Source organism: Treponema primitia, from assembly GCF_046533075.1.
Classification (GTDB): domain Bacteria; phylum Spirochaetota; class Spirochaetia; order Treponematales; family Breznakiellaceae; genus Termitinema; species Termitinema primitia_B.
Genome location: NZ_JAJQRB010000080.1, coordinates 1 through 12,006, shown reverse-complemented (window position 1 = coordinate 12,006; position 12,006 = coordinate 1). Strand labels below are relative to the sequence as shown.

General features: G+C 42.0%; 10 protein-coding genes. 4 read left to right on the top strand and 6 right to left on the bottom strand.

Annotated elements, in window-relative coordinates:
• Together LQZ19_RS16590 and LQZ19_RS16585 are read left to right on the top strand one after the other, a co-directional pair.
• On the top strand, positions 1-196 hold a 196-nt coding region (locus LQZ19_RS16590; protein ID WP_411048805.1), incomplete at its 5' end, for a hypothetical protein.
• 212 nt (positions 197-408) lie between these two features.
• Entirely contained in the window at positions 409-981 is a 573-nt protein-coding gene (locus tag LQZ19_RS16585) for a helix-turn-helix transcriptional regulator (RefSeq protein WP_411048804.1), read from the top strand.
• 142 nt (positions 982-1,123) lie between these two features.
• Here the strand turns inward: LQZ19_RS16585 and LQZ19_RS16580 are convergent, their stop codons facing one another.
• From LQZ19_RS16580 to LQZ19_RS16555, 6 genes are all read right to left on the bottom strand, one after another.
• On the bottom strand, positions 1,124-1,330 hold the full coding sequence (locus LQZ19_RS16580; protein ID WP_411048803.1) for a hypothetical protein: 207 nt from the start codon (positions 1,328-1,330) through the stop codon (positions 1,124-1,126).
• Positions 1,331-1,863: 533 nt separating this feature from the next.
• Complete coding sequence (locus tag LQZ19_RS16575) at positions 1,864-2,907, bottom strand: virulence RhuM family protein (RefSeq protein ID WP_411048802.1); 1,044 nt, start codon at positions 2,905-2,907, stop codon at positions 1,864-1,866.
• Positions 2,908-3,082: 175 nt separating this feature from the next.
• Positions 3,083-4,039: a hypothetical protein gene (locus tag LQZ19_RS16570; protein WP_411048801.1), complete on the bottom strand. Its 957-nt coding sequence runs from the start codon at positions 4,037-4,039 to the stop codon at positions 3,083-3,085.
• Positions 4,039-5,007, bottom strand: coding sequence for a DGQHR domain-containing protein (locus LQZ19_RS16565; protein WP_411048800.1), 969 nt, complete (start codon positions 5,005-5,007; stop codon positions 4,039-4,041). Before LQZ19_RS16565 ends, LQZ19_RS16570 begins: the two co-directional genes overlap by 1 nt.
• A gap of 73 nt (positions 5,008-5,080) precedes the next feature.
• Positions 5,081-7,612, bottom strand: coding sequence for a DEAD/DEAH box helicase (locus LQZ19_RS16560; RefSeq protein ID WP_411048799.1), 2,532 nt, complete (start codon positions 7,610-7,612; stop codon positions 5,081-5,083).
• A complete protein-coding gene (locus tag LQZ19_RS16555; RefSeq protein ID WP_411048798.1) occupies positions 7,609-9,297 on the bottom strand; it encodes a site-specific DNA-methyltransferase in 1,689 nt (562 codons plus the stop codon). Before LQZ19_RS16555 ends, LQZ19_RS16560 begins: the two co-directional genes overlap by 4 nt.
• 202 nt (positions 9,298-9,499) lie before the next feature.
• On the opposite strand from LQZ19_RS16555, the gene LQZ19_RS16550 reads away from it, so the two are divergent.
• Together LQZ19_RS16550 and LQZ19_RS16545 are read left to right on the top strand one after the other, a co-directional pair.
• Positions 9,500-9,877, top strand: coding sequence for a hypothetical protein (locus LQZ19_RS16550; RefSeq protein ID WP_411048797.1), 378 nt, complete (start codon positions 9,500-9,502; stop codon positions 9,875-9,877).
• 1 nt (position 9,878) lies between these two features.
• On the top strand, positions 9,879-11,288 hold the full coding sequence (locus LQZ19_RS16545) for a DNA primase family protein (protein ID WP_411048796.1): 1,410 nt from the start codon (positions 9,879-9,881) through the stop codon (positions 11,286-11,288).
• The last annotated feature ends 718 nt before the right edge of the window (positions 11,289-12,006 follow it).

The following is a 12,006-nucleotide window of genomic DNA, read 5'->3' as shown; positions in this document are numbered from 1 at the left end:
ATATCATTTTTCCGGAGAATTTGCAGATTTCTGCTTGACTTTTCTCATAGACGTTTCGGCTGTATACGACGTTTTGACAGCCCGGATAAGGGCTTTGCGAAGCAAAGACCAGGGCTGGCAAAATGTGGGTGCAGTGAGCCGTGGGAATGGAGCGCAGCGGAATGACCTAGGCGAACGGAACCCCGAGGGCCTTTAGGCCCGAAGCGTATACAGACCTGTTGAATTTGTCGAAATTAGGGGAAACCCCTAATCATTTTCCGGCAATATTGGAGGACAATGACGGATATGGATACTATTATTATTTGCAGTGAATCTTTAAAGTTCGCTACACAAATGCAGGAGTTCGTGAGAAGGACAAACAGATACGCAAGAATTGTATGCGCCTATACCAGGGAGAACTTGCGGGAAATGGTTAAACGCTACCAGCCGTATTTGGTTTTCATCGAATCGCTTTTTTGGCATGATAATACGGCTCAAATGATTTCCAATTACGCCGTCAAGTATCCGAAAATGGTTGTCACCGTGTTTAGCTATATACCCCTAAGCCCCCAGAAGATCCGGACCTTTGCAAAAGTCGGGGTACAGAACTTTGTGGATTCTCGTGAAGATGACGATAAAATATTGGCTGCGTGTACCAAGATTTGCAACGGCAAAATCGTTCAACCTGATTGGCTCTCGAATGATGATGGTTTGGCGAGTTACGGCCCGGAGAGGACTATTTTAACCAAAACAGAAAAACAGGTACTCCGGCTCTACGGCCTGGGGGACAGTCCAAAAGATATTGCATTCAAACGTAATACAACCAGGGGAACGGCACAGAACCAACTATCCGAAATTCGGAAAAAGCTCGGCTTGTCTAAAAATGAATTGCGAAATTATGCGCTCAAGTCCGGGTTTGTATTTGCTGATGAAATTGTTAATCCTGCCATTCATTACACAAAATTAGAGGAGGAAGCCAGGGCGATACTAGCGGAAGTATAGGAATCAAGACCGCTCCTGACAAGGCGGCCGCTTTCACGGCTTCTTACCGGGGCGGTTTGGTTTATGCGGTTAATGCTGCGTGCAGTTCATTCTTTTGCTCCTGTGTTGGTATACTCCCGGCGCAAGCCGGGAGGGTAAACTTTTACAAGTTGATTAAAGGCGTACCGCAAGCGGTTTGCGTTTTGAAAACGCAATAGGCACATTTTGAAGTGTCTTTGCAACGCTGGCAGACAAGGGCCGGGTCTACGACCTGGGGCAGGATGGCAATAAGGCGGTTTAAGGTTGCACCCATATTGGCGCCCATTGCCCAGGCAAGGCGGCGGACAGCGATAACGGACGGATCGGACATTTTCGGCGTATACATGGTATAGTCTCCGGTTAAGAAATAACCCCCGTTAGCTAAGAACGAGGGGCGGGAAGGGAAAACCCCAAACTCGGTGAGCCTGCCCCTTTGTTTTTCCCCCTTGAGGGGGTGGCCCAGGGGGGCTCACTTTACCCGCCCCCCGACCACCCCCGTGGGGAAAAACACTTACCCATCGGCCCTAACACTATTGGGGAGACAGCTACCGCCTGCGTTAGTCTTAAAAATGCGGCTGATGGAGCGGATCAATGTCCCGGTTTGGGAATGGATCAGGCCCCGGCCTGGAGGCCGAAGGCCGGAAGGTTGGCGCACTTTTTGCGCGCCGCTCACCGGCGCATAAGCAAAAAATGTGCCAAAGGGGTTTACGGGGTAAAATTTTTATACTGTGGATAATGACAATGGTTACAAACTTAGGGAGAGATGCTTGTCATTTGGGGTACTACGAAAGATAGTAAAACGGAATGTTTGCCATCCCTATTTCCTTTAGGCAGTTGCAATACTGAAAGTCACAAGAAACGGATTCATTTCTCTTTGTTACGCATTGGCCTTTTATCGACCGATTCTATTAATTTATCAAAATCACTTTTATATTCTAGTTCCTGCTTTCCCCGGTATTTTTCAAATTGATTTTCCGCAAAATCTGCTGCTATTTCATGGGAGATTTTACCAGCATTATGCAAAATGTCTTCTTCATTAAATTTCAAGAAAGCGTCCAGCTTTTCAACCCAGTCCTTCATGTACATAATATTCCGATGTCTTGATTGATTTTCCGCATAATCAAGATACATGGTTACAATTCTATTAAGATTATCCAACTCGTCTTTTTGGAGGTAATTTTTTGCAATAGAAACATCGGATTTTCTGATTTTTCCCTTGGGGGCATTTTTCCATGTGGTAAGCCCCATGTTCGGTTTTTCGGCATTGGCACGGTGATACACTATTTCGGCGGCGGTCTCATGGCTGATGGCAAAATGTAGTTTATTTTGGACGGTGGCGAAAAATTCTTGGGTGATTTCATTTTCGGGATCGTAGTCGGCGCTGCATTGGGAGTAAATATCGGTTATTTTCTGGTAGAACCGGCGTTCGCTGGAACGAATGTCCCTGATACGTTCCAGTTGTTCTTCAAAATAGTCCTGACCAAACAAATAATCGGGCTGCTTAAGGCGTTCATCGTTCATTGCGAAGCCTTTGACGATATACTCTTTCAGGATTTTGGTAGCCCAAATGCGGAATTGGGTAGCTCGTTTTGAATTTACCCGATAACCGACTGCGATAATTGCATCAAGGTTGTAATAATCCTTATTTCGGCGTACCTGACGATTGCCCTCGGTCTGAACTGTTTCCATTTTGGAAATAGTTGCCGCTCTTTCCAGTTCACCTTCTTCAAAGATATTGCTTAAATGCTTTGATATGGCCGGTACATTTACATCAAAAAGTTCAGACATTTTTTCCTGTGTAAGCCATAGACTTTCATCTTGAATCAATACTTCGACTTTAATGTCATTTGAGTCCGTACGGTAGATGATTATTTCCCGACTTGGAGATGGTGGTGGTAATTTTTTCATTTTTTATTGCCCAGCCAGCCAATAAGTCTCTATTATTACATAACCAATAACAGCACGGACATTGATACGGGTATCTACAAATTGCTGTCGAATTTTGGTGATACAGTTTGCTTTTAATGATATATATTTCACAGCGAACCCCTCTCTTATCTGCCAATATTGTATAGACAATATTCTAAGTGTTACAAGAATTGAATAATCTATAAAATGTATCCTTGAATATGGATTGCTTTGAAATTTCAGTCCCGATTTTTATTGACAAATCCATTGCGATTGAAACAATCGAAATACAACATAAAGAAAATTGCTCAATTTTATTATAACTATTATCAGGTCTGATTTCTAAATGATCTTTATTCCAGTCTTTTGCAATTTCATAAATTCTATCATTGGAAAAACGTTTTCCGAATGGAAACCAAACATTATATTCATGTTTGTAGTTTATATTATTCCTAACAATTGAAAGCCAGTTATGTTTATCATGGCAATTCTCATTATTCATTGTTTCTTTAATGTATCGGATATATTCATCTAACTTAATTAAATCATCATTTAAGATGTTGATTTTATTTACATTTCTATTTTTAATTTCATCTTGGATTCTGGTCAATAATGTATAAAATATATTCCACAAATCAGTATGACTATCTTTATATTTTGTCATTTTTACCTCATTAATATTTTCAATAAGGTTGAACTCATAAAAACCTTTATCAATAGAAATATCGCTTCCATTAAACAGCTTATAATTTTGAACGACAATGTTAATATATTCCCGCTCTAAGTAGGAAAAAGAAATGCCAAAATATCTAATTATTGCATGCGCTGAATAAAATGCAGAATAATAAAGTTTTATCAGAATCCATGCAGTTGATTTGTTTATTCGAGCATTTTTATTGATTCCGACAACAGTTTCCAACGAAGAGCAGCAAAATCGACAGGCATCATTTATTATTGCATTAACAAACTCTTCTTTATCATAAGGCTTGAAACTAACATCTCCATTTAGTGCCGAGAATGACCTAAAACGATTGCTTGCCAACCAAGCTTTAAACGTTTTTCTCCCAGTTAATTTATAAGTAAATATATTCTTTACAATAATTTGCATGAATATTTCTGTGGTTAAATACATTATAGAGTAAATCCGGAATTTAAATTTTCTTCCAGATATTCACTAATTTTCTGATTACCGCTACCAAAACTTCGTATTTTTGACTTTTTAACATATTGTCCAAGTGGTTCAACGATAGAAAAGAAATGATTCATTGTATATATTGAACCAAATTTATCCTTCACCTTTACGGCAACAGGAATGAAAAAACTTGCCAGTGCTTTAAAAAAAGTAGGTTGCACTAATAATTCTTCAGCGTCGATAGGAATAAGCAATCCTTTATTTATAGCTATTAAATATGAATTGTATATCCGGTATACTTCTTCATCTTCCTTATTGCCAATAATTTTGAGAATGTTCTTTATGGCCGTATTAAACACAACTCGTGATATTCTTGAGTCAACTTTTTTTGCAGGTGATAATTTTCCCAATAAGCAGCTTGAATTATCGGAATAAAAAAAATCAAAAATATTCCGCATTTGCTCCTCTTGGTTTGATTCATATTCTGCCATTTTCTTTATATCTAATAAAAGCTCTGGGGGTACCCCTTTTTGTTTTGAATTAATATCGATAAACAATCTTGTTTCATCTTTTTTTGATAATCCGTTATAAATTATTACCGGTATTCTCAATTTATTTTTTGCCAGTTTAAAGCCATAGATACGATGCTGACCATCGATAATTAGAAAGCCCTTAGGATTTGTTTCGAAATTGATAGTTTTTGTTTTGCTATCATATTTTAAATCGGCAACCTCTTGTGCCGACAAAACAATAGAGCTTGGTATAGTCCCCAATCCTTCATCAATATATGCCGCTATTTCTTGCGCCCGACTTATATCTAATTCACGTTGAAATCCTTCAATAGGGTCATCATATCGGTTAATAACAAAACAGCATTGTGCCAATATATCGCTCGGTATTGTCAACGAATAGAAAGTGCTTTCTCCTTGTCTTACAAGACTTACACTACCGAATTTTTCTCTTGCCATGATAGTCTCCTTATAGAATATAAACCCTCAAAATATTTTTTGTAATCGCTTTTCACCAAATTCGCTCTCCTGTTTACTTAAACCTCTTTTTCACTTCGGTTTCTTCCTGCCCCTGTTCAACGAAATAAAACTCTACTTTATCGTTGACTTCCCCAAAGTCCAAGACTCCCTGAGTATAGTTTGAAATTCTGCTTTGTTGGGATTGTTCAGTCATTATTTCCATAACGGCTTTTTTATAATTGGAGTCGTCATTACCAAGAAGCTGTTGGCCTTTGCTTTCGAGGACATAGACCAGTTCAAGTTTACCGCTTTCATTCTTTTTGGCGGCAACAAAATCCGGGCGGATTTTGTTTTTTTGCCAACCCTGGATAGAGTACCAGTCACTGGATACTTTGTTCCGAAACCACCAGAGTATCCTGTCTTGTTTATCCAGTAATTCCCCAACCTTCTGTTCAAGGCTGTTCATGGCAGATATTTCAACATCTTCAAAAAGATAGTATTTAAAGTAATTAGGGTCACGGTCTATGGTTATTTCATGTTTTTCCGGGACACGATACCCTATCTCGGCATTATCGGAAACCGCAAGCATGAGGTTTCCTTTTTTAAGGTTGTTTTTAAAGACCGTTTCTTCTGAAATCTTTTTATATTTTGCCAATTGGTCAACCAGATATTTCGATATATAATCAAAATAGTGGACTGCCTTTTCTTTCCCTATTTTCTCAATAACTGTATCAAGATGAGACTTGCTGAGTTTTCTCGCCACAAAAGGGTTTTCCACCAATTCGGCATAACGGCGGGAAAGATAAGCGATATTTACTTCGGAAGATTTTATTGCCGTCATAGATTCAACTTTCTTCTGAATCTTGCTTTTCTCATCAAGAGTTACTATAAAAGAATAACGGTTTTCATTTTCGGCGCTTAACGAAGCCTTTAATTCTTTTATCATTTCCGGCGTAATAGAAAAAGAAGAAAAATCAATCGCTGGCTTAATATCCCGCTCATAAGAAAATTTGCGTTTCTGTTCGTTCTTCATTACTACCCAGACGGGAAGATAAAATGATGAGGCAAAATCCTTTTTAAAGATATTACGAATTCCAACGGTTTTTGTACGGCGCTCTGCACTGGGAGTTCCGTCAATGGTTACACCGGAGATAATATCTTCAAGCCCCTCATTGCTAAAGCCTGCATTAACCTGATCGAGTACCTTACCGGCATCTCCCTTAGAATAAAAGACATAGCTTTCGTCAAGTTCTTTTACGCCTGTCTTACGGGCAAAGGGCTGGCGCAGAATACGGCCTACAAGCTGGGTAACGCCGGTATTTGAGTTTGCATTGGGAACAATTCCAAGCATATAGGCAAAGGAACAATCCCACCCTTCACGGAGCGCATCCTTGGTTATGATATAACGGACATTGCAATCCTGGGCAAAAAGGTTTACATCTTCTATATCGTTTTGAGAGCTGGATTTTATCGAGATTTCATCGGGGTTAATACCTATCTCCCGAAGGTGTTCTTTTACATCAAAGCTATGAACAAAACCTTTGCCGCGCTGCTCTTTCCCCGTCCGTTCTACCTGTATGAGGGCTATGGGGCGGATATAAACACCGGTGGTCTGTTGGTACTTTTTCGCCTTCTTTTCAAGTAATTTTTGCTGTTTAGTTATTTCTACCAACATTGATTTCCAGTCATCGGCGTTTCTATTTACCGGCGGTATGATATGCATATCCAGTTTAATCATTTCTTCTTCTTTGAGTTCAAGGCCGGTGATAGATACAAGGATATTCATGTCTTTTTTGGGGGTGGCGGTAAGGCCCAAAACCATGACCGGATTTAAGCCGTCGATGGTTTCTTTTGCGGTATCAGAAAAAACTTTATGGATTTCGTCAATGATAATAAAGGGCCTTGATACCCGTATGGCGTTGCCCATACTGGTTTTGACAACCGGGTTTCCGATATAATCGAAGCTGTCAAGGTTGGGACAATTTTTTAATAACTCAGCATGTAGGTCATAGCGGTGGTCGGCGGGGAAAAACTCCTCAAAACCACCTGCGTCCTGAAACATCTTTAATGCTTCTTTGCCATTCTTTCTGCTGATGGATTGGATCATGATAAAAAGGACGACGAGGTTTTCTTCAATATCCTGCACGGTAAGGCGCTGGCCTTTTTCAATAATGAGGGTTCTGTTACCGCTGGATTGATCCAAAAATTGACGGAGAGGATTTGCCTTGTCCTTGAGCTTGGCAATGGTTTGTGAATAAATAGTTTCGGTGGGAATAACCCAGACCACAAGACCGGTTCTTTTACCGGCATAACGGTTTTGGTATTCCCTGATAGCTTCAACCGCCAGAAGGGTTTTTCCGCCCCCGGTAGGGACTTTTATAACTATGCGGGGGTAATGTTCTTTGAGTCCGTTTACCGGCTGATCGCGGTAGACTTTGTGTAATTTATTAAAGGTTGCCCCAATCCAGTCAATTTGATGGCGTAATTCAGGCGGCAGCGCATTTTTTGCCGGAGCCAGGGCTGCCTCGGTCTTTTTTGCTTCCTCATAAAAAGCGGTGAGTTCTGATACTACTTTTTCCTGGTACTTTTTGAGATAAAAACTCATGGATTTACCCGTGAAAAGAGATTGTAAGGTATACCCACGAAGTCAATATTATTGTCCTTCATATAATCATCGTCGAGGAAACAAGCCGGAGCATAGACGATAATTCTTTTATCGGGATTGGTTTTGATAAGTTGTTCAGCCAAATCAAAATTGAGGGGCATTTTTGTCAATGCGTCAAAGTTTTGTTTGTAAAGAAGATAGATAACATTTCGATTATATGAACCAACATAATATGATTTTTCGTCAATGGTTTTTTTATCAGATAAGCTGTTCCCGGTACAGAGGTAATACACATATTCAGCAAACTGTTTATAGGTGGGGAGCTGTCCCGAAAGTATCGTTTCTGCATCAATGGGGATTCCTACCTTGAAATAACGGAAACCTGATTTATAACTATATTTATCAATGGCCCGTTTTATACGTTCACGAGTAATGTCTTTGCAGATGTTCTTCTTGGGATCGTCCTTGCTTATTTCGGGGCTTTGAATAAGAATACAATGGCGGTTACCAGTATCATCATTGTTAAGCTCCATACAAGCATGCATGGTTGTACCAGATCCCGCAAATGCATCTAATACTATAGCATTTTCAGAATTATCGGTGCTAAACTGAATAAGTCTCTTTATTAAATCTATGGATTTGGGGTTATCAAAAACTTTTTTTCCAAACAGAGCCTTTAACTGGCTAGAACCGTTAGGTTTAATATCATTCCAATGTGTACTTGCTAATTTGCTTTCAGAGGGAGGAATATAGTGTTCCGGCTTTTCATTTGAAGATAGTCTTAAAAGGTCAATATCTTCACCATTTTCATCAAGATATTTTTTATACCATACATCAATTTCTTCCTGGGTGACATTTTCTTCAGTTTTGCCCAATTCTTTTAACATGGATTTGTAATTTTCAACCGCAACTATGCTTCTGGATTCACTCCAACGCCATTGACCAGTTTCCGGTATTATACCAAAAAGGCTATATCGCATAGTAGGCCGGTCAGTACCACGCCAATGATTATTCCATCCTCCCTCTTTCCCATTTTCTAATTCCACTTCAAATTTTTTATATTTATAATCGCCTTCTCTGGAAAAAACTATCACATACTCACACCCATAATTTAACCTATCAACAGTTTCAAATTGGGCTTGAACACTTTTAATTCCACGGCGGATAATAATAATATTTTTGAAATTATCTTGTCCAAATGTTTCTGTCATTAATTGAATCAATGTATAAATCTCATTATCATCAATGCTAATAAATATCGAACCAGTGGAGGAAAGTAAATCTCTCATCAGCTTAAGTCTCGGTGCCATCATATAAAGCCATTTATCATGGCGGGCAAGGTCATCTTTTCCTACTACTTTACCGAGCCAATCTTTAATCATGGGATTATTCACATTGTCGTTATAAACCCAATTTTCTGTACCCGTATTATAGGGCGGGTCTATATATATACATTTGATTTTCCCGGTGTATTGGGGCAGAAGGGCTTTGAGGGCCAGTAGGTTGTCCCCTTCAATTATGAGGTTACCTGCCGGAGTTTCCGGGTGGTAATGGAGTTTCTCAACCTCATCCAGGGTATGATAGGGGACGGAAAGGTGGTGATTCCAGATGATATTTTTGCCCTTGAATTGCAAGGTTGGCATGATTTTTGCTCCCAAGTTCTTTTTGAACGGAAACCCGCCCATATATAGCATAACATGGGAAGAAAAAAATGGAAAGTATAGAACATTGAGTATGACAATAATGTAATATTTGTCATTGCAAGCAAATTCCCCCAAAAACATGACAATTTATACATTCACACCCTCTTAAAAAACCCCTTAATCTGTCTCTATAGTGTCGGGAACCTATTCCGGCGCAGAGAAACCAACCAATACGGAGGGATGTATGGTAATGATGCGGACAAAACACGGTACGGTGGTACTCGACTGGCGGGGGTATAACAAGAAAGACCCCAAGAAGCTCTACGAAGAACTGCTATGGCAGGAGCGCAAGATGCTTGAGGAATTTGTAGAACGGGAACGGGGGCTGGCCGAATTGCTGCTTGGGCAGGCTGAAACCCGGAACCGGGAGATTCCCCCGGAGGCATACCGGGGCCTCATGGTTTTTAGAAACCGGGAGTATCTGCAAAAACCGGGGATGCTGACCCGGCTGTACAAGGCCGGGGAGGACTGGCAAAAGGAACATCCGCTGCCTGATGACGGGGAATCGGCTTTGGCCCGGTTCACAGAATATGCGGCGGTTATTGAAAAGGGAGAATTTTAGTATGGGAGAATATGAAAAACGGGAATCGGTCGGGGATGAGTCAATCTATTACCGGCTTGATCTGCTGAAGAAAGGGCTTGTCCAGTTTACCGATGCATCCACTGCCGCCCGGCTGATGAAGGAATACGGCAGGGATATCCGGTACAACGGGGCGTGGAAGAAATGGGTGGTATGGCAGGATACCCATTGGCAAATGGACGATGGGGCGCTCATCCACGAGAAGGGGTTGGAAATGGTTCATAACATTTACAATGATATGCTCAAAACGCCGGACTACCGGGATCGCATGGAGATTGAAAAATACGCCATGCTCAGTGAATCAATGCGGCGGCGGGAGGCGTTTGTCAAATCTGCAAGCTGGATTAAAGCACTGAATATCACCAGCGATGACCTCGACCGGAACCCCTGGCTCCTCAACGTGAAGAACGGCACCATTGATGTGAGTACCGGGGAATTCCGGGAACACCGGCAGGAGGATATGATCACCAAATTGGCGAATGTTGACTACGATCCTGGGGCTGATTGCCCGGTCTGGAAACAGTTTGTCCGGGAGATCATGAATTACAACAGCGATATTGTCAGCTTCCTGCAAACCGTAGGGGGATGGGCGCTCACCGGGGATACCTCGGAACAGACCATGTTCATCCTGTTCGGCTCCGGCGCTAACGGGAAAAGCACCTTCCTGAATACCATCATGTACCTGCTGGGAGATTACGCCATTGCAACACCTACGGAAACCTTCATGCGGAAAAACGGGGACCAGATTACCAACGACATTGCCCGTCTGCGGGGAACCCGGTTTGTCACCACCACGGAGGCGGAACAGGGGCGGCGTTTATCGGAGCCGCTCATCAAGCAGATTACGGGGAACGACCGGATGACGGCCCGGTTCCTGTACGGGGAGTTTTTCAACTTTGTGCCGACCTTCAAGATTTTCATGGCGACAAATCACAAGCCGGTGATCAAGGGGACGGATTACGGGATATGGCGGAGGATTAAACTGATACCCTTTACTACCCGGATTGAGGAAGAAAAGCAGGACAAACACCTGGAGGAAAAACTGCGGGCAGAGGCAAGCGGGATATTGAACTGGCTCCTTGAGGGGACAGCCCGCTGGCGGAAAGAAGGGCTGCGGACACCGGCTATTATTCTTCATGCCACGGATGAGTACCGGGGAGAAATGGATGTGATCGGCAATTTCCTCAAGGAGTGCTGCATACAGAATCCGGGGTCAACCATCAGGATACGGGAATTGTTCAAGGCGTATCAGGACTGGTGTGATGAAAACAACGAACACGCCTGTAGTGAACGCTTCCTTTCCCTGCGGCTTAAAGAGCTGGGATATGAGCAGACCCGGACGGCGGATGCCCGGTTCTGGTCGGGGGTAGCCCTGCGGGCCAAGTTGACGTAGGCGGTACGGGGTTTCCCCCGTGCTCCCCTTTAGTTTCCCGTCGTAAAAACAGCGGTAGTTTTTTTCCGGCCTATTATCGTGCGATTGAGTGTGCGGTAGTAGGCCGGTTTGGTTTTTAGTGATACGGGAAAACTGCATTTTTATGAGCAAAATATCGGTTTGACAAAAAGTAAAACGGAACAGTACAAATCTTGGCAATTTCAGGGGACGCACGCTCCCCCCTGATTCAAAAAAAATGACCTGAGACTTGTCAGGAATGACAAATAGTTGAACCTTTTGTATGCCTTAATTGTCATGGTAAAGAGTGATACGCATTGGTATTGAAAATCTCCGCTTGGTTTCTATTATTCTTATTTCTTTCTTTTTGTTTTTTATGACAAATAAAAAAAGAAAAGAAAGTAAAAGAAATAATATATGGGGGAAAGGGAAATTCGTGTTTTGTCAGTCACTTGTCAGGGAGATTCCGGCGGGGAGGTTGAAGCCATTGAGTCGCACTCCACAGGATGGCAGTACAACTAATGGCTGTAGTATCGAGTTTTGGAGACAAGGCTTCATCACGCTATCGGCTTTGATTCTTCGAGCTGCCCCGCAGGGGCGGGGTGTTGGTCGATAAAACTATCAGTCAGCCGAAATCGAGCCGCTGGGTGGGCATAGTACGCCCCATTGCGGCGGAACGGAGGGTTTTGGGTTTACCCAAACCGAACCCCCCATTAGAGCC